The organism is Mycobacterium kyorinense (assembly GCF_002101735.1).
Classification (GTDB): Bacteria; Actinomycetota; Actinomycetes; order Mycobacteriales; family Mycobacteriaceae; genus Mycobacterium; species Mycobacterium kyorinense.
In genome coordinates this window covers 1-16,621 of record NZ_LQPE01000095.1, presented here as the reverse complement: position 1 = coordinate 16,621, position 16,621 = coordinate 1, and the positions used below count along the sequence as shown (strand labels likewise).

The window sequence follows — 16,621 nt, the reverse complement described above, 5'->3', positions numbered from 1 at the left end:
ACTACGATCACAGACGCACCCCACCAAAAGCGGGGTGATCCAACACAATCAGTCTCCGGACTCCCCGGGACGGCTCATTCGGCCACCCGGGCCAGCTCGTCGCTGGCTGCGGCCGACGGTTGAGGCAACGGCATCGTCCCCGGTGGATCGTCCTCAGGGTTGAAACGATCCTGACGGACTGGACTCGCGGGACCGCTGAAGACCGCATGGCGCAGGTGGTCGATCGTTGTACGCAACAGCGCGCTGGGCTGGGGGGATGACGACTGTGCGGTCACGAGGACACCGCGGACCCGCGCGAGAAGCATCCAGAAATCGAAGTTCCTGGGGTTTGCGCGTTTCAAATGAACGGCATACACGTCCTGGCCGTCGACCGTCTCTGACTTGAGTTCGACAGATCCGTCAGACTCCGCCCCGAGCCCCCGGTAGTTGCCGCACTGGTGCGCCCAGAACTTCGTCTGATCGATCACATCCGTTGAGGAGTTTTCGATGTGCAGCCGGACTCGGTCGGTACGTCCAGACCGCCGACCGCAGAGTCGGTATCGTCGTGTACTGCTGCGGCAGTGGCGATTTCGCGATAGTCACGACCGATATCGTCGCGCGGGGCGCCCTCGTTCATGAACGGAATCGCGTTGCATCCCTTAGGGTCGGTCGATCCCTCTGTCTGGTAGTCGAGGGCGCGGGCGCCAACAATCGGCGAGGTCTGACCAACGCTCCACCCTTTGGGGACGTCGACGATCGAGGGAAGCAGTTCGCTGAGCTCTTGATCGGAGCGCCCTTTGAGACTGGCGCTGCCGATTGTGCCCGAGAGAGGCCGTGGTGCGGGTTGATCATCTTTCAGCCGGCGGATCGTGGCGCCGAACACCTCATCAAGCACAGAGCCGCTGTCGTGGCGAAGCCCGGCAACGACGATGCCGCGCACCCGGGCCACATAGACCACGCTCTCCCGGCTGCCTTCCGGCTGGAAGCGATGTTCACGGTTGTCAGTGAGGTGTACAGCCAACACATCGACGCCCTCGATGTGGCGGTCGGGCAAGATGCTGATCGATGTCGGCGCCGCCGGGCCCGGAACTTCCCCAGGTTCGGCGGGCACGTACTTCTCGACGTAATTGGCGCACCGCTTCGCCCAGGCGCGTGTGTCGGCGACGAGATCGTGTGACGGCGGGTCGCGTAAGAAGGCGACGGAAGCCTCGCCGCCGAATCCTGTTGGGCCCAGACTGGTTGCAAGGGCGCTCGTTCGGGCAGCGATCTGGCTGGCCTCGGAATAGGGGGGGGGGGTCGCATCCGGCCGGTTCGACAGTCATGGGCTGGCGCGGTGTTTGCGCTTTGGGTGGTGGGCCGATTCGCTGAACGATGTTCCAGCCAGTCCATGGGTAGTCGGCAAGTGTGGGCAGGAACTTGGCCAGCTCGTCATTGGAGCGATCTGTGATGCTCGAGCGCGGTGCGTGCCCGCCACCATGTGTGCAGCCCGCCAACAGAAGCGCGGCGACTAGGACAACACGGACACCCCGTCGGCGCACGGGCCCTCCTTTCACATGCCAGTCGAATCTGCGGAGGGTGATCTTAAGCGTTCCCGGTTTCATGCACCTGGACTTGATGGTGGTAGCTCCGCCGTGTTTCAGTCGTCGCACCCACATGGGCACGGCCCGGATGGGTGTGATTCGTGGGCGCATGTCTCGCAGCCGTAGTCGGCCTCGTCGACGGCGACTACCGAGTCGACAGCCACACATGAGGTGCCATCCTCGCCGTCGAATTTGACGGCGGCGTACCAGATTCCTCGTGAAACGAGGACTCCGTGCTGTCCGCTGATTCGGTGCCTAATCCTCGCTCCCAACGTTCTCCTCGACGGCCCCCGGGGGCCGGGGCCAGTGATTTTGAAGTTGGCCCCCATCGGGCTCATTCCATTTCTGGAAGGATTGTCTTGCAGCTAATGGACTGCCTGTTCACGGTGGAAGTGCGAGAACGACCACCCCGCCCTCAGTGGCTTACGCCCCTTCGAGACACAGTCGCGCGCATATCGCTCGGCGTCGTCGAGCTGTTCAGCACTAACCCCCGCGGCCACGGCGTGCTCACGCAGCGAGGCCGCCAAGCTCTGTGCAGCCGCGAAGTCGACACAAGCGTTCGCCGACCCAGTACTGCGACCGCTCCAGTAGACCGCGGCGCCATAGAGGTCGAGCGCTTGCTGGAGGCCAGCGATATCGGTCACGACGATTCTTTCCCTTCGGGTTTCGTTGTCATGGCCGGCCTCCAGCGAGACCTGCGTCGGCAACGTATGGGAGCCGCTCATGGAGCGGCAGGCTCGGGATCCTCCCACTACGGACTAGCATCACGCCTTACGAATTCCGTCTCTCGTTACTCACATTTCGCACTCACTGGACTCGAATTAGCCAGCTCGATAGACGTCGACATCGTCGACGGTGACCGTTGTGCCGTGGCCGCGCGAGGTGCTGATTGTCACCTGGAGTTCATTCTCGTGGACGTAGGTAACGACTTCCACAACTGCACCGTCAGCGAATTGTGCAACGGTGACCGCTTGCGGCGCTGTCCCGTTGGCAACAACGGTGCTCGACAACTGTTCTGCCATTGGTTCAATCTTCCTGTGTTCGCGATACTTTCACTGGACTACGGACTAGTTCTGGGCAATGCGGAGGAATTGGTCAGGATCGGAGAGCGCGGTGGTGATCGCATTCGCGATCACGTAGACCAGGCTTGGATCTTCGATCCACTCGGCCGATTCCCACATCAGCATCTCGGTCCCGTTTTGGTCCTCGATGTGGATGCTGCCCTCATTTAGGCCGTACTCACCTTCAATGCGGATCGTCAACCTGTTCGCCATCGCGATTTTCACCCTTCTCGCACAGTTGAGCTAGTTACGAGTGCCACGGCTGCGGATTCTGTTGCCACTCCGCGATATCGTCGGAGGATGCCTCGCTGACGTGAAGCTCAGATCCGTAGTCTTCTCGGAACTTCTGGGCGGCAGCTAACTCGTTTTCGGCTTCGACCACGGCGCCCATGCCGCTTGAGCTGTCCTCAACACGCCAATGCTTCAAAGCAAATCCCTCTCTAACAACGCGCATGCCTGATCATCGCGGGCCCGCGCCGACGGCATGCGGCACGGGCTACGGTGTGATGTCGGCGGTGCTGGCGCTGAATCGCAGACCGGCGATGAGTTCGCGCAGACTCGGGTTTCGGTTCCATGAGCGCTGGAATTCCTGCATGATCTGGCCCAGCGTCTCGTCCATCATGTCGGCAACTGAGTCGCCCCACATCAAGTCGCCATCGGCGGCGAATGACGTTCCCGTTTCGTTGGTGATCCACCAGCCCACGTTGGTCCTCCCCCCGGAGAAGGCGTCTCGGCCGGCCACGCGGTTCGGTCTGGCCGATGTGTTTCCCCGCCGTTCAGGGTAAATGGGCGTTCTTGCGGTTAGTTGGCTGCGACACGCGGCATGCCGGCCCGTTGCGGGCTTAGCCCGAGGCCGTAACCCAGGCCGCCCGGCTCACTGCCGCGTAGCCGTGGAACTTGCTGTGTCGAGCGTGTTGCAGTCGGTAACCGCCGGGGCGACACGGAACGCTGAGCAATGTCTGGAAATTAGAGGGGGGAGCATGGAGTCCAGTAACGAGGTGCACGAGGCCGCCGACGAGCTACCGACAGTCACGGTCGATTTCGGCACTGCGGATGGATCGGCTACCTGGTTTGTCGAGAGCGGCATCGACGCAGTTGCCGAGACGCTCACTGCGATGCTCGGCCCCCCGCACAGTCAGCAGTGCTAGCACCCAACCCCGGCTAGGCAACAGCCGCGCATACGGCACTCATTAACAGTCACGAGAGGATCATCCGGGATGAAAACGATTGTCCGACAGGCTAATCAGCTCTCTGTGGGCGATGTTATCGTCGCCCCTGATCGCACCCTCCACACGGTCACGCACATCGACATCCACGGGTTGGGTGCTGCATGGCTGACCATCCACACAGACACCGGGCTAAGTCTCGACAAGACCCAGGAGGACGCGAAGCTCGACACCTATGACGTCCTCGCATCTCAACAAGACCACAGCAGCGAGCAGGACCGATGAGTGACCGTGGCGACCGCATCCAGGGAACCGCGGTCGTATCGCTCAACGAAGTCATCGACGCTGACCTCGATAGCTTCCTCGACCTAATCAGCGAACGGGCGTTCGGCAGCGACACGGCCTACTTCGCGGTCGACGTTCAGTACAGGATCATCGCCAGCACGGCCGATCGCCTCACCCTCGACGTCACCGCGGCGATCGATCCGAACAGCGACGCCTGCGCCCAAGACACGACCCACCGCCTGGCCGACACCACCACGGAGATCCGGTGAGCGACCGCCGCGAGTTCGCGATCCTGTTCTCCCACGCATCGACCGCGGTCTGGCCGGAGCTCGTGAGCGACGAACGGTTCGCCGACCGGATCGATGCGGCCGAGTTCGGTCAGAGCATCGTGCAGGTGCAGGGCGTCGAGTACGAAATCATGGAGAAAATTGAGGGGCAGTGGCGCAGCGGTCGCGGTGAGTCACCCCAGGACGTCATCCGTCGGCGATGGTCTGCGTAAGCGTCACATCACCGTGGATGGCCGGGAACTGCTCGCGCGGATGGCTGATAGTCGTCGCAAACCTGTGGGCAAGCATCCTTGAGTTGGTCGATCAAAACCTGCCTGACTTTCCTCCAGTGTCGGTCAGGTCAAACCTCTCAGTCCGCAGTAACGGAGACGACATGCTCGTACGCGCACAGTTCGTCGGTCATGGCGTCGATCAGGACGCCGAGCCCGGTAACGTCTTCGTCAAACTCGACGGTGAATGTCACCTTCACGCTCAAACCCCCGATTCCTCGATGGCGATGATGGATTGCGCTGGGCCTCCGAACTCTTCGATCAACTCACGGATCCGGGCGTAAAACCCCGGCTGGTCGATCGTCTTGCGGTGGCTGCCGCCGATGTAGACGCTGATCGTGGTGACTGTGTCCATCTCAAACCTCCCGTTTTCCATGTGCCCTGGTTGCCTTTGCCTGTCCGCTTCAGCTCGTGCTTGCGGCTATGTTGTGGCGCTGCGGCATTCGCGCACCGCAGATCCGGCCGAACCCCGACGCTGAGAGGCGTCATGTCAGGACTTCGCTCTGATTCATAGGACGACGTCGTGAATGGCTACGACCTCTGGAGCGTTCAAACCGACTAGCTCGGGGAGCCGGGCTGTGCGGTGTCCGCATGCCACTTGATCGCTCGTGAGCCGGTATTGCCTGCCACTTTCGTCGAGCACGGCGGGGGCCAGATACCAGGTCCACTCGGTTGGCAGACCGAATTCTCCTCGGCGGTATTGCGTTTCTGATGATCCTGTGCCCAGATCGAGTGTTGTGTACGGCGTGGCCCATTCGACGGATACCAGTGCGTACCCTTGCCCCGGTACATCTTGCGCACCGGCCACGGTGTCGGCGCCTGCCAGTGGTGAGACGACGGTGCCTGGTGCGGGGTGCCGCGGGAACGCGTGCACATGGCCGACGATGATAAGTGGGTCGCCTGCTGATGGAATTGCCTGTAAGGGCATCGATGACTTCCTTTCACTCGCCTGTTGCCGGCCGCCTGGCGCAAACAACCATCTCGTGTCCCCTTTGCTCAGCGCCCGATTGATGACAGGTAGTCGCCAGCCGCCTGTGCTAGCGCAAACGCGACGGCGGGGTCGACCACCTGGCGATCGAAGTCCGCAACCTCGTTAAATTCTGTGACAGCTGCCATCAGTGGCTGTAATGCGTTGGCGCTCATAGGACTAGACGCGCTCATATGTGGGGTGGGGTCTGTGTCGCGGCGCTGGCGGCCGCGCTGGTGATGGTGGTCCAGCTGAGGCCCGCCATGGACAGCCGATCACTGACGACTCGGATGTCGGCGGCGGGGCCTTCGATGCGGCGGTGGTAGGCGCGGTTTCCATGACGCAGGCGTGTCTGACCCGGCGATACGGTCAGGCTCAGCTCGGGAAACTCAGCACGCAATTCGGTCAGGTAGACGTCGGTTACTTCCGCTTCAATGATGGTGTGCACGTGAATATTTACCCCCTGTTCTATCCGCGCGCGGATTAGTCGTCGTCCTCAAAGAACTCTCCGTCGTTGCCCAGTGCGAGCAGTTCGTCTCTCACCGTGTCTTCCGGAACATCCACGGTCACACGACTGGTTTCGAGGCCAACCGCGTGGCCGTAATCCGTTTCTTGCAGGATGGCGTCGAGGCTTGGCGGCAGCGGCGTGTCACTGCAATGCAGGACGGTAAACGTAACGACGGTCTTGCTAACTCTGCTCACTTGGACGCTCGCTCCTGGTTGGTGTTCGGTGTCATTTACGGGCTCATCGGATGTGTCCGGTACGGGCGCGCCAACGGCGCACAGCCGCGCGTAGAAACGCCCGATTTGTCGGTTCGCCGGCCGGGATAGTGGCTGCGCCGCTGTGCACCCGGGCGATCGAGTACCCGACGAGTTCGTCTGCGCGAATCGCGCTCATCGTCACTGGGGCCGCCTCGCACATCCCCGGGAAGCAACTCTGCGACCCAGTCGCCGTCCACCTCGTTGCCCTACCTCTCGCCAATCACAAGCTCCCACAACGCATCTACTGCGTCACAGAACACGTTGTATTCCTCCGATTCTTCGGACAGGCTGATATGCCCGGATTCACCGCCGGGCATAACCATGCTGATTTCGGCATCATCCGTTCCATCCGAACGAGCGATGGTGATCTGTACGAGCCGTGTAGCCATTCCATCACACCTCCTAGGTGAGTTCCCTTGACTGATGACGCGCTGAGCCGTTGGCGCGCAACAGGTCTGCTACCGCCGATGGACGTTGTCCCGGCACCGTCGACAAATCGGGACGTCACCGAGGATTGGGTGAGGTTCAGTCGCAACCGCGTTGTTGTCGCACAGCGCGAACCATTGGCAGGGCGCCGGAATCTGTTCGCCGGCCTCGTCGTAGAACACACCATCGTCGGTCTGGATCACGTTTATCTGCACCCGACTCGGCCGTGAGCTGTGGGTGTGCGACCGAGCGCCCGATCCATTCGCCACGAAAATAGTCACTTGCGTCCCACCGGGTTGAGCTGGTGGTCCTGATGACAGCTTTCGCACCGGGGCCGGCCAGGCGAGTGCGGTTCGGAGCCACAGTCGATACAGACGCCGCGGCGATAGCGTTCATTGCGTTCTTCGCGACGGCACGAATCGCTCTCGATGACTTGCATAGAACGTCCCCCCATGACGTCCGAAGACAACCCCCAGGCAAAGGGTATGTCGCGACACCGACGACTTCTGGCGGCAACACTCGCCCAAAGCGCAAACACCGAGCGGCAACCGCTCCCCTGCGGTTAGCTCCCTGCGTCAGCTCGCGCGGCGGGCTCGAAATTTCGCGCGCCGGCCAGCAACGCACCGTCCATGGTCGCCCCGGAGACGTCAACGGACCCTAGTTCGGCCCACCGGAGGTCGGCGCGGGTGAGATCCGCGTTCGTCAGATAGCCGCCAGTCAGGGTGGCTTGCGTCAGCGCGGCACCGGTCAGGTTTGTGTCGGCCAGCACCGCCTGGGTGAGATCGGCGCCGTGGAAGACGACACCTGAAAGATCGGTTCCCAGGAAGTTCATGCCCGACAGCACGGCACCGGTGAGGTCGATATGGCATGCGCGCCAACTCTTTTCCGCGTCGGCGGCGTCGTAGTCGACGTCGGGCAGGTCTGCGCGCAGCCGGTGTTCACGCAAGATCGCCACGACCGAGCGGCGGAACTCCGGATCTTCGGGGTGGGGTCGCGGAGGCGTCCGCAGCTGCGCGCACAGGAGGTTGACGCATACCTGCCGTTCGGCGTCGATCCCGGTCCGGTGCCAGTCGTCGGCCAGCGCAGCCAAGGCGTAGGCGCCGGCCAGCCGCAACGGCGCGTCACGGCCGTTGAGTTGGCCAACGATCATGTCGTAGCGGCGGCGAAGTTCACGTTCGCGCTCGTCTTGGCGGACCTTGATCGCAAGACTGTGGCGGCGGGCCTCGAGGTCATATTTGCGTTCATCGAGGTCGAGTTGATCGGCTGCGGTGGCGGCGGCTTCTTGCGCGGTGCGCTGCGCGGCCACCGCGGTGTCTTGCAGGGCCACCGCGTTGTGGTGGGCCATGACTTTCAATTCGTAGTTGAGCTGTTGTCGGCGGTGTAGCACCAGGGCAACGGCGGCCAGCGCGGGGATGGCCAGCAGCGCCGCAGCGGTCTGAGCCGCATCGAACCATTGACTACTGGTGACGTGCCTCATCCACGAGAACGAGCCGCCTTTCCACGGCGCCAGCTGCCCGCTGGTAAGCCACGCGAGCCACCCGAACAGCAGCGCGGCGGCCAAAATCACCAGTATCACAGCCCAGCTGATCGGGATTCCGCGGCTGCGGGACCCCAGCTCGACCGCATAGCGGCCGCGACGGGCTGGCTCGCCCGGCATCGCGCCCGGGCCCGCCTTGTCGTCAATGTCGGTCGACGACGGTTTTTCGGCCGCAGTGTCATCATCGGACTCGACACTCGGTTCGGCCGACGTCTCAATTGTCGGCGCCGAATCCGCCTCAGACACTGCGGATCCATCGACGCGTTCGCCGCGACGCCGACCATGACGCCCCAGGACCGCCGCCGCTGATGTCACCCGGGTCTTCGTGCCAGAGCCGTTTTGACGTGTCATGCGTTTACTGCCCTCCGAATTCGGTCGGCCGACGTGGCCGAACACAAGGCACCGGGATGCCGGCCTGGCGCCGCACCCGTCTGACTTGACCGAGCCACATGCGCGCAAGACATCGCGATACCCCCTGGCACCGATCATCCCCTCCGGCAGGGGCCACGAAATGGCCCGACACGCCGGCCCCGGCGCGCCGCCGGGAGTTCGGACACCGACTGCGCCTTAAAGGTCGAGGCTCGAATCTGTCATCGATCTGGCGTTGCGAGAATTTTGAAAAGCATGTTATTGACGTCCGTGAGGGCCTGGACGTCTATTCGGCGGTGCTGTGCGCTTAGTCTGGCCTTGCGGAGGCTAGTGACCAGTCCCGGTGCAGCCCAGTCATTCTCGCCCAAATCCACACCAAATCCAGTGTCGGGCTCGGTGTCGAATACCGGCACGACGATGACTGTAGGTTCACTGGGGATCTCGTTGTACACGGTAGAGGAGATGACCAGCACGCTGATGCCGGTGTCGGTTGTCCAGATGTCGCCTCGGCGGGGCGATTGGCTCAACGCTGCGCTAACTCGTCGAGATTGCGGTCCGCCCACGCCTCGCTGAACGCCGTTGCCTCAGGATGTGTGCGCATCCACTGGTCGTGTGCCACGCAGCGACGCCGCATGTCCTCGACGTCGAGGAGGTTCTCGATCCAGGCGTTCATCGACTGCTGGTCCGCGTCCGCGTAGCGTTTGACCGCCTCATAGGCGCTATCCGAGAGTCGCAACGTTATCATCCGTGCCATCGCTCAATGCTAGCAGCAAATGCTAGTAGACCCAGGCAGCATTGTAATGATTCGCCGCCCAACACTCGCGGCGCGCAACCGCATCTTCTGCGCTTCCCTCCAGACGCGCTCGACACTCGCAGTTGCACCCGTTGCGTCGGTCCCCTGTGCAACGCTGGCGCCTGTGCCATACACCGACGAGCAGCTGCATGCCCTGATCGACCGCTGCGAGCCGCTCCGCGACGTCAAGGCCCCGGCGGGCTACCGCGACAGCCTGGCCCTCTGCGTGGTCGATTCCGTGCAGTCGACGGGCGTCACGTACTCCAGCGTGGAGTCAGTGGTCGGCCGCTACCGCGCCTACCGACGCGAGCAAGCAGGCGACCCGAACACCGACGGGGTGCCCGAGCTCCTCACCACATTCGACGAGCTGAGCGGCCCGGACGGATGGGCACAGCGGATCGGCAACCGGAACCGCACCTCGACCCACGCCGGCGCTCCCCTCAAGGGCGCCGCGATCCGGGACGCCGCGCTCGCCCTCACCGCCGAGGGGATCAACACCGCCGCCAGCCTGCGGGAGGCGGCCGAGGACGCCGGACGCTTGGCATGCGTGGAGGCGGCGTGGCGAGCCGTGCCCGGTCAGCGCTCCGGGATCACGTGGCACTACGTCCAGATGCTCGCCGGAATCCCGGGAGTCAAGCCGGACCGAATGATCTGCCGCTTCGTAGCCGATGCGCTGGGGATGCCCCGCCGTGCCGTCACGACCGGATTCGCCCTGCGGACCCTGACCGCCGCGGCCGCGGAGATGGGCATGTCGCCGACCGACCTCGATCACGGCGTCTGGCAGTGGCAGCGGAGACAGCGGTAGCCATCCTTTGGATGGTACGGCGACCCTGTACGCGCTACCGCCGCTCGTTGAGTAGGTCCTCGACCAGGCGTCTGGACCGGGGCGGTATTGGGGTGCCGGGAAAGAATCGTTCAACGACAGCCCACACCTCTGCCGTGGTGGTTACGCCAAGGTGGCCCAGCACGGTTCGTATGTCATCGGCGACGCCAGGGCCGCTAGGGCCGGCGAGGACTTTCATCGCCAGCAGGTGATCGGGTGGGGTGACGTTGACCTGCAGATAAGGATGGTCGAAAACCCGGTCACCCTCGCCAGGATTGCGGGCAACGAAGCTGGCAGCTTGATGGTTGAGCCAGGTTGTAGGCCAACCGTTTTCGTTCGCGATCTCACGGATCGCTGCGATAACCGGCCCATCTGGACTGAACTGGGCATCGATGCCGCAAGTCGCCGTGCGGTCCAGACCGTAGGCCAAGATCATCGCCGCGCCACCGCAGACATGCACCTGACCGATGACCCGTCGGCGCTCGAGTTTGGCAGCCAAGGCCTCGAACGCGCACCGGATATCGGTGAGGTCGCACACCGGCTCGAGCATCGGGCTGATCCCGTCATGGGTAAGGTCGTGTCGGTCAAGGTAGATGCCGCGGCGGCGAAACGATGCAGGGGTCCACAACAATGCCTGCACCCGCGCTGATGGCAACGTCGAGACCGACCAGGCCCGGTACAGAAAGCGTTCGACCGCGAGCGCCCACAGCGGCCCGGGCAAGCCATGGCGCGCGGCGAGGTGTTCAGCAGCCGCGGCGAGCAGCGCATCGAAACGATGGTCGCCGATCAGAGGTGGTTCCCTGATGAGCAGTTGCAGCGCCGCCTCACCGGCTTCGTCCACCCCGCGGATGAATTCGAAGAACACCCGCACGCGGGTCGCGTCGTCGCGGGACTTGGCGATCACAACCGCAGCCTCCGCGACGGTCAGTGCGTTCGGGGTTGAAGTGAGGTCGGTGCGTGCGCCAGGCTTGCGGTGCACAGCCACGGACCCTGCCGGCCGGATAACCCGAGATACGGCGGATGCTCGACAGGATCCCCCGCACGCGAGCAGCGGTCACGCGCCAACGTCGGGCCGCCCCCGCCGCCGACAGGTTTCCCCATTTACGCGACTGGTTGGAATCCGAGTTGGGCGTTGGCTAATCCATCGATTCGAATGGGGCTTTCGGAGACTCCCCATGCGTAGGTGTGGTTGACATCGACCCCGCCGATCTCAGTCGCCAAGTCGCGCACCCGGTCCACATCGGCGGCTGCTTGTTCGGGCGTTGCGTCGGGGCCGGTAACAAAAGCGGCGTAACCACTACGAATTGCGCTGACGTAGAAGTAGTTATTCGCGTGCGCGGGAGCGGCCGGGCCGGGCCGGCGCGCATTGCGCCGATCAGCGACCCCGACAACGAGCAGGATCGCGCCGACGGCCGCGGAAATTGCTCCGTAACGCACGGTTATCGCACCGCTAGCGGACCCGCTTTGAACATTTCCGCCAATGAGGGCGAGGGCGGCTCCGAGTAGCAGTAGCAGTAACCCCGGCGCCTTCCGACTCATGGTCAAATCCTACAGCTAAGACGTTTAGCTGATCGGCGTGCGAGCGCGCCCGAGCCGCCAGCCGAGTTGACGGCGGCGGAGGAGGCGTTGGTGTTCACTCTCCCGCCGGCGCACTGGAGTTCCGAGGTTCGCCTCGAGCGCCGAATTAGCGCAGCAGTGGCGAAACGATCCCAACAGTCCAGCGCCGCGGCGGCTTTCGCGCGTCTGACTTACTCGTGAGCGCACCGTGGCCGGTGTCTTCCGGCGCCGTGGTACAAGCACGGAGCGCGCGCCGCGACTATGGGCGTCCTTCCCCGGGGTTTGGCGCCGGCCGGGGAAGCCGACGGACTTCAATTCTCTTCGCGCTCAGCGGGTATTGGTAGGTCAATGAGGACGCAGTTGGCGTTTAGTGATGCGGCGGCGTCTTCGGCCAGGCCGATGATGTGGGTGCGGTTGCCGTCCGGGGACAGGTACTCGCCGTTGTAGCGGCGATGAAAATGACCGTGGAACAGGGTGTGTGGGTGGGTGGCATCGACGACGGACTGGATGCGGTGGCGGTGTTCCTCGCTGGCGGCGAGGTCTTCGGCGGGCCAGCTGGATGGGCGATCCAGACCGGGTATCGCGACGCCCGCAGGACAGTCGTGAGCGACGATGACGTCGGCGGGCCCGCCCTGGATTGCCCGAGCTGCGTCTTGGGCGCTGAGTTCTTCTTCGGGCCACCAGTCGCGGCCTTGTTGTCCCCACCGGCGGTCCACGGAATGTGCGCCGCCTAGCGCCAGCCAGGTCTGCCCGTGCCAGCACCACCGGTAGCAGCGCGGGAGGTGGCTGATGTAGTCAGTGATCGGGCGGCGGCCGGTTTCCGGGTCGATTGGGATCTGCGCGAGCAGCGGATGATTCTCGTGATTGCCGTCGATCCAATAGAGTTCGATGCCGCGCCGGGCCAGGACTGAATCCAGGTGGGACAGGTAGACATCCGTCCATCCGCGGTTGCCGCGATAGCCGAAGTCGCCGCACTGGACCACGAAACCAGCACGATGATCGGCCGCATAGTTGATTACGCGCGCAGCCCAACGCTGGTTGCCGTCCCAATCGCCGGCAACCACCACTCGAGCAGGATCACCGGTCACAGGTAGTTCCCGCAGGGCATTGCGGGTCGGAAGCGGCCCGACCGCACAGTCTCCAGCAGCCCCGCAGTAGTGATCTCTCCGCTGTTGGCTAGGACCGTGCGGCGCACCACTTCTCGAAGATCTGCGCCGGTGATGTCGCGGGGCGCCTCAGCGGCCACTGCGACGACATCCACATCCGCTGCGGCCACGTCGGCGGGCAGGTAGGTGGCCAAAATTTGTGCGACCGCCGCTTTGTCCGGGTAACCGATCTCGAGGATTGAGTCGAACCGTGCCGCGCGGACCGCGGCCGCATCGAGGGTGGAGACGTCGTTAGTGGACGCAATCGTCAAGATCGGGGCGTCAGGATCGGTGTCCATGACAGCCAGGAACTCCGCGAGCCGGCCGCGGTCGCCGCGCCCGGAACGGCGACTGTCGATCAGCAAGTCGATATCTTCCAGCATGACCACGGTCGGCCCGAATTTCACCGCTTCGGCGTAGACGTCAGATAGCAGGCCACTTCCCGCGCGCGAGTCGACCAGCATCACCGTGAAGTCCCCGAGCAGTTCGGCGGCAACGACCCGCGACACCGCGCTTTTGCCGACGCCGGGTGGCCCGGCAAGCAGGATGCCTCGCCGGCATCCCAACTTCAGCGTGTTCATGCGGGATCTCGCGGTCGCTACCGACGCGATGTTGAGGTCGATCTCAGCCCAAATGTCCTCACGGAGCACGAGGTCGCGGCGAGCCACAGTTGGCCCAGGGGCGACTTCAAAGGTTAGGCCGCGGCTGGCTGACACCTTCAGAAACTTTCCCCGGTAGAGGTTCTTATCCCCGTTGGCGGCAGCCAGAACCTGTTCGATCACGGCGCGGCCATGGGCGCGGTCACCCGGGCGGGTATAGGCGCGCAGCCACGCGCCGTCGTCGGTGCGCCAGATGTCGGAATCGGTGATTTGCAGCACGATTGGTGCTGGCCCAAGGGCCCCGGCAGAGAAGAAAGCCGAGAGGTTTGTGGGGGGCGTGTAGTGCTTGTCCCCGATGTCGACGGCCCCCCACTCTGGGGGATTGTCACCGGAACCAGGTCCCAGCTCGGGCTGGTGCGCGTCGATCAGGTCGGCGACGGCAAGGCCCGCGGTGATATGTCCGACGGGCGAGAGTCGACGCGTCTCGCACACCAGGTGCGCGACGTCGGCCTCGAGGTGGCGGCGTAGGAAGGCACGCGCCGTTTCGTGTTCGGGCAACCCGCCAACGAGCAGTTGACCGAGGACCTCGAGCGCTCGCCGCACGGGTGGCGGTTCGGCGGCGAGGATCTCCGCGACTGAGACGGTGTCGTCGCGTTGTGTGTTTGTAGTCGCCGCGCCGGCGCCGGGCGCGCCTTGCGGCTGGCGCGCCCAGGCGGGCATGGCGGTGGTGGTGTTTGTCATCGTGGTGGTTTGGCCCGGGGGACGTTGGAGTTCCTCGCTGTTTGTGCGAGCCCAGCCTGGGCCGAGCCCTCCATTATGAGCAGCAGCGCTGGGGATTGCCAACGCATTATTTGGACGCTCTGGGGCGGTCGGCCCGTGTGCGACCGGTTCTCGATTACTGGATGTTTTCTGGGTGCAGGCCGACGACGAACGCTGTCCACGGATGCTTGCCATTCCATTCATCGGCGACGGCCTGGGCTCGGTCAGCGTCGTAGATGCCTTGCCGGGTTGGTTGCCCGGTGTGCTTGCTGACCACGATCACGGCGTAGCGTTCGTCTGCATCGAGTGCCATTGTCTCTCCTGATATGTCGACTAGTTGTTGACTGCCGGGTGGCTCTTCACCTGTTGTGAGGAGCGACAGTTACCGCGCGCGAGTGCTTTGCGCTGCCTGGGCAAGCCGGGTACTCGGCTTGGTGGTTGCTGGGCCGGGCCGTGAACGGGTGTTAGGTCAGCGAACCGATGTAGGTGTTTCCGGCTTCGAAGACGCCGATTGGCATCGGCTGCTCGCCGTCGAGGTCGCGTGCGTAGAAGTACTCCAACGCGGAGTGTGGCCCTTCAGCGGCGATAGCGTGCTTGTTTCCGTCTTCGGTGACAACGATGTAGTCGCGTATCAGTGCCATGCGATTGCTTCCCCCCAATGCGCGCCACTCCGGACTGTTGTGACTGCCTCATCGACCGTATCGGGCTGTGGCCCGGCCTCGTGGCGTGGACACGCCGCCACGGCTACTTGGCTGGTCTACGTACAGTTCGCCGTTTCCAAAGGGTTCCTTCGTCAGGCTTCGACGACGGTGCCTGGCGGATGCGTAATCGCCGCAGCTGGCAGGCTTTTGGGCGCGACGGGAGGCGCACCGGAGGCGATTCCTGCCGCAATGGCCGCATGATTGTCGTCGAACGCCGATCGCGTTGAAGCGACCTTGTTCTGGGCTTGCTGGACCAGGATTGCTTTGACGTCGCGGAGTTGTTGTTGGGTCCACGTCTCTTCGATGGCGCGGCGTGCGGCATCCTCGTAGGAGCGGTGGTAGTCCGTGGTGGCGGTGTTCATCGTGTTCTTCGCCCAGGTGATGTTCTGGTTGGCCAGATCGAGCCATCCGGCTACGTTGTGATGTCTCGTTTCGTCTTCGGTGTGGGCGTGGTGGCGGTCAGTGAGCCGTTGGGTGAGCTCGGTGCCGGCGGCGCCCTGGAAGCTTGGTTTTGTGTAGTCGGCCGCGGCCAGTGCTGCTTGGCTTGCGGTGCCCGACTGCTCTGCATATACGCGTTGGCTATCCGCTTCCCGCGCGTAGGCGGTCTCGTCGTAGTGCGGCCAATTTTCTCCGATGATCAGGTTCGTTTCCGGCAAGTCAACCGGTTGTATCCCCCCCATAGTCATCCCTCCGTGATGCCTTTTGGTACTTAGGATTTTATCCTCGCTCCAGCGCGGCTTTGAGCGCCGCGAGCTCGAGTTGCTGTATCTCGCCGTGCAATCGGTCGATCACAGCGTGTCGTTCGGCTATTTCGGTCGCGACGAGGTCGTCGTCACTCGGATCAATTTCCTCGAGTTCCAGCATGGATGTTCCCTTCTAACCGGGTTGCGTTTTGTTGGGCAACATGTTGCTGTGTGGTTTCGTCGAAGTGGGCGCTTGCCGCGGTCGCTGCGCTGTGGGCGGCGTGGCAGATCCCGGCGACTTGGTTGGGGGATGCTGCGTTGCTGTGTCCAAGGCTGGGTGATGGCTGGGTGCGCAGCGGTGCAGGTTGTTTGGCGTAAGGTGCTGAGTCGTGCGGCCGCGTCGGTGAGCACAACCCTGAGGTGGCAGTGAGCAATTCAGTCAGTTGTCGGACAACCAAGTGACTTCGACGTCACGCAAGCATTGCTCGACGTAGTGTTGCGTGAGGTCGCCGCTGCTGATGAAACGCAGTCCGCAGGTGTAGCCCCAAACTTCGGGCAGTTCGGAGATCGGCAGTATCTCGCTGCCGCCTTCGCCGTAGCCCATCTCGACCAGCTGGGCCCGCTCTTCTGCAGACCGGATCAGGTAGATCTTGTGGCAGCCGTCCCACGCGAACTCGGTCGCGTCGGCGACCGTGAGGTTCTGCTCCTGCTGCTCCTCGTCCCATCCCTCGCCGGGGTCGGCGGGCGCGTAGGGGATGTGGATATTCAACATGTGGTGTTCCTATCTGTTGTTGCCCTAAGAGTTGACCCGTATTGGGTCATGCAGCGCCAATCAGCTTGGGGGCTGGTTGTTTTCGGCTGGGCCCGCGACGT

At 63.6% G+C, this 16,621-nt stretch carries 27 protein-coding genes; 5 read left to right on the top strand and 22 right to left on the bottom strand.

Annotated features, from left to right (window positions below; translation table 11 throughout):
• Nucleotides 1–74: 74 nt before the first annotated feature.
• From AWC14_RS11260 to AWC14_RS11235, 6 genes are all read right to left on the bottom strand, one after another.
• Complete coding sequence (locus AWC14_RS11260) at nucleotides 75–467, bottom strand: hypothetical protein (protein ID WP_085241257.1); 393 nt, start codon at nucleotides 465–467, stop codon at nucleotides 75–77.
• Nucleotides 464–1,090 (bottom strand): hypothetical protein, encoded by a 627-nt coding sequence (locus AWC14_RS11255; RefSeq protein ID WP_085241254.1) that lies wholly within the window; start codon nucleotides 1,088–1,090, stop codon nucleotides 464–466. The genes AWC14_RS11260 and AWC14_RS11255 overlap by 4 nt, the downstream gene beginning before the upstream one ends.
• A gap of 834 nt (nucleotides 1,091–1,924) precedes the next feature.
• Nucleotides 1,925–2,284 carry a hypothetical protein gene (locus AWC14_RS11250; protein ID WP_083071435.1) on the bottom strand — a complete coding sequence of 120 codons (360 nt, stop codon included), beginning with the start codon at nucleotides 2,282–2,284 and terminating at the stop codon, nucleotides 1,925–1,927.
• A gap of 96 nt (nucleotides 2,285–2,380) precedes the next feature.
• Entirely contained in the window at nucleotides 2,381–2,581 is a 201-nt protein-coding gene (locus AWC14_RS11245; RefSeq protein ID WP_083071436.1) for a hypothetical protein, read from the bottom strand.
• 45 nt (nucleotides 2,582–2,626) lie between these two features.
• Complete coding sequence (locus AWC14_RS11240; protein WP_084024988.1) at nucleotides 2,627–2,833, bottom strand: hypothetical protein; 207 nt, start codon at nucleotides 2,831–2,833, stop codon at nucleotides 2,627–2,629.
• 283 nt (nucleotides 2,834–3,116) lie between these two features.
• A complete protein-coding gene (locus AWC14_RS11235; protein ID WP_084031084.1) occupies nucleotides 3,117–3,362 on the bottom strand; it encodes a hypothetical protein in 246 nt (81 codons plus the stop codon).
• A gap of 238 nt (nucleotides 3,363–3,600) precedes the next feature.
• Here AWC14_RS11235 and AWC14_RS28655 point away from each other — a divergent pair, with 238 nt between their 5' ends.
• The 4 genes from AWC14_RS28655 (at nucleotide 3,601) to AWC14_RS11215 (ending at nucleotide 4,570) form a co-directional block, all read left to right on the top strand.
• Nucleotides 3,601–3,768 carry a hypothetical protein gene (locus tag AWC14_RS28655; RefSeq protein ID WP_158085042.1) on the top strand — a complete coding sequence of 56 codons (168 nt, stop codon included), beginning with the start codon at nucleotides 3,601–3,603 and terminating at the stop codon, nucleotides 3,766–3,768.
• A 69-nt stretch (nucleotides 3,769–3,837) separates the two neighbouring features.
• Nucleotides 3,838–4,071, top strand: a complete 234-nt coding sequence (locus AWC14_RS11225) for a hypothetical protein (protein WP_083071440.1) — start codon at nucleotides 3,838–3,840, stop codon at nucleotides 4,069–4,071.
• Entirely contained in the window at nucleotides 4,068–4,340 is a 273-nt protein-coding gene (locus AWC14_RS11220) for a hypothetical protein (protein WP_083071441.1), read from the top strand. The genes AWC14_RS11225 and AWC14_RS11220 overlap by 4 nt, the downstream gene beginning before the upstream one ends.
• Nucleotides 4,337–4,570, top strand: a complete 234-nt coding sequence (locus AWC14_RS11215) for a hypothetical protein (protein ID WP_083071442.1) — start codon at nucleotides 4,337–4,339, stop codon at nucleotides 4,568–4,570. The genes AWC14_RS11220 and AWC14_RS11215 overlap by 4 nt, the downstream gene beginning before the upstream one ends.
• Before the next feature lie 259 nt (nucleotides 4,571–4,829).
• On the opposite strand, the gene AWC14_RS28650 is transcribed toward AWC14_RS11215, so the two are convergent.
• The 7 genes from AWC14_RS28650 to AWC14_RS11175 form a co-directional block, all read right to left on the bottom strand.
• The gene (locus AWC14_RS28650; protein WP_158089896.1) at nucleotides 4,830–4,982 is read right to left on the bottom strand and encodes a hypothetical protein; all 153 of its coding nucleotides are present in this window, start codon (nucleotides 4,980–4,982) and stop codon (nucleotides 4,830–4,832) included.
• Nucleotides 4,983–5,784: 802 nt separating this feature from the next.
• Entirely contained in the window at nucleotides 5,785–6,042 is a 258-nt protein-coding gene (locus AWC14_RS11205) for a hypothetical protein (RefSeq protein WP_083071444.1), read from the bottom strand.
• A gap of 35 nt (nucleotides 6,043–6,077) precedes the next feature.
• A complete protein-coding gene (locus AWC14_RS11200) occupies nucleotides 6,078–6,296 on the bottom strand; it encodes a hypothetical protein (RefSeq protein ID WP_083071445.1) in 219 nt (72 codons plus the stop codon).
• 266 nt (nucleotides 6,297–6,562) lie between these two features.
• Nucleotides 6,563–6,745, bottom strand: coding sequence for a hypothetical protein (locus AWC14_RS11195; protein WP_083071446.1), 183 nt, complete (start codon nucleotides 6,743–6,745; stop codon nucleotides 6,563–6,565).
• Nucleotides 6,746–7,344: 599 nt separating this feature from the next.
• A complete protein-coding gene (locus tag AWC14_RS11185; RefSeq protein ID WP_158089895.1) occupies nucleotides 7,345–8,565 on the bottom strand; it encodes a pentapeptide repeat-containing protein in 1,221 nt (406 codons plus the stop codon).
• Nucleotides 8,566–8,909: 344 nt separating this feature from the next.
• The gene (locus tag AWC14_RS11180; protein WP_083071449.1) at nucleotides 8,910–9,215 is read right to left on the bottom strand and encodes a type II toxin-antitoxin system PemK/MazF family toxin; all 306 of its coding nucleotides are present in this window, start codon (nucleotides 9,213–9,215) and stop codon (nucleotides 8,910–8,912) included.
• Nucleotides 9,212–9,442 carry a hypothetical protein gene (locus AWC14_RS11175; protein ID WP_083071450.1) on the bottom strand — a complete coding sequence of 77 codons (231 nt, stop codon included), beginning with the start codon at nucleotides 9,440–9,442 and terminating at the stop codon, nucleotides 9,212–9,214. The genes AWC14_RS11180 and AWC14_RS11175 overlap by 4 nt, the downstream gene beginning before the upstream one ends.
• 163 nt (nucleotides 9,443–9,605) lie before the next feature.
• Here AWC14_RS11175 and AWC14_RS11170 point away from each other — a divergent pair, with 163 nt between their 5' ends.
• Nucleotides 9,606–10,286 carry a hypothetical protein gene (locus AWC14_RS11170; protein ID WP_084025009.1) on the top strand — a complete coding sequence of 227 codons (681 nt, stop codon included), beginning with the start codon at nucleotides 9,606–9,608 and terminating at the stop codon, nucleotides 10,284–10,286.
• Nucleotides 10,287–10,320: 34 nt separating this feature from the next.
• Here AWC14_RS11170 and AWC14_RS11165 read toward each other — a convergent pair whose 3' ends face one another.
• From AWC14_RS11165 to AWC14_RS11140, 9 genes are all read right to left on the bottom strand, one after another.
• Nucleotides 10,321–11,283 (bottom strand): hypothetical protein, encoded by a 963-nt coding sequence (locus AWC14_RS11165; protein WP_236723834.1) that lies wholly within the window; start codon nucleotides 11,281–11,283, stop codon nucleotides 10,321–10,323.
• Nucleotides 11,284–11,405: 122 nt separating this feature from the next.
• Nucleotides 11,406–11,741 carry a hypothetical protein gene (locus tag AWC14_RS11160; RefSeq protein WP_224164049.1) on the bottom strand — a complete coding sequence of 112 codons (336 nt, stop codon included), beginning with the start codon at nucleotides 11,739–11,741 and terminating at the stop codon, nucleotides 11,406–11,408.
• Between the two features lie 431 nt (nucleotides 11,742–12,172).
• Nucleotides 12,173–12,949, bottom strand: coding sequence for a dehydroquinate synthase/iron-containing alcohol dehydrogenase family protein (locus tag AWC14_RS11155; RefSeq protein ID WP_158089894.1), 777 nt, complete (start codon nucleotides 12,947–12,949; stop codon nucleotides 12,173–12,175).
• A complete protein-coding gene (locus AWC14_RS11150) occupies nucleotides 12,946–14,346 on the bottom strand; it encodes an AAA family ATPase (protein WP_224164048.1) in 1,401 nt (466 codons plus the stop codon). The genes AWC14_RS11155 and AWC14_RS11150 overlap by 4 nt, the downstream gene beginning before the upstream one ends.
• Before the next feature lie 154 nt (nucleotides 14,347–14,500).
• Nucleotides 14,501–14,677 (bottom strand): hypothetical protein, encoded by a 177-nt coding sequence (locus AWC14_RS28985; protein WP_169716312.1) that lies wholly within the window; start codon nucleotides 14,675–14,677, stop codon nucleotides 14,501–14,503.
• 151 nt (nucleotides 14,678–14,828) lie between these two features.
• Nucleotides 14,829–15,005: a hypothetical protein gene (locus AWC14_RS28645; protein WP_158089893.1), complete on the bottom strand. Its 177-nt coding sequence runs from the start codon at nucleotides 15,003–15,005 to the stop codon at nucleotides 14,829–14,831.
• A gap of 152 nt (nucleotides 15,006–15,157) precedes the next feature.
• The gene (locus tag AWC14_RS11145) at nucleotides 15,158–15,721 is read right to left on the bottom strand and encodes a hypothetical protein (RefSeq protein ID WP_084047305.1); all 564 of its coding nucleotides are present in this window, start codon (nucleotides 15,719–15,721) and stop codon (nucleotides 15,158–15,160) included.
• Nucleotides 15,722–15,782: 61 nt separating this feature from the next.
• The gene (locus tag AWC14_RS28640; protein ID WP_158089892.1) at nucleotides 15,783–15,929 is read right to left on the bottom strand and encodes a hypothetical protein; all 147 of its coding nucleotides are present in this window, start codon (nucleotides 15,927–15,929) and stop codon (nucleotides 15,783–15,785) included.
• A gap of 258 nt (nucleotides 15,930–16,187) precedes the next feature.
• Nucleotides 16,188–16,520, bottom strand: a complete 333-nt coding sequence (locus AWC14_RS11140) for a hypothetical protein (RefSeq protein WP_201789703.1) — start codon at nucleotides 16,518–16,520, stop codon at nucleotides 16,188–16,190.
• Nucleotides 16,521–16,621 lie beyond the last annotated feature (101 nt).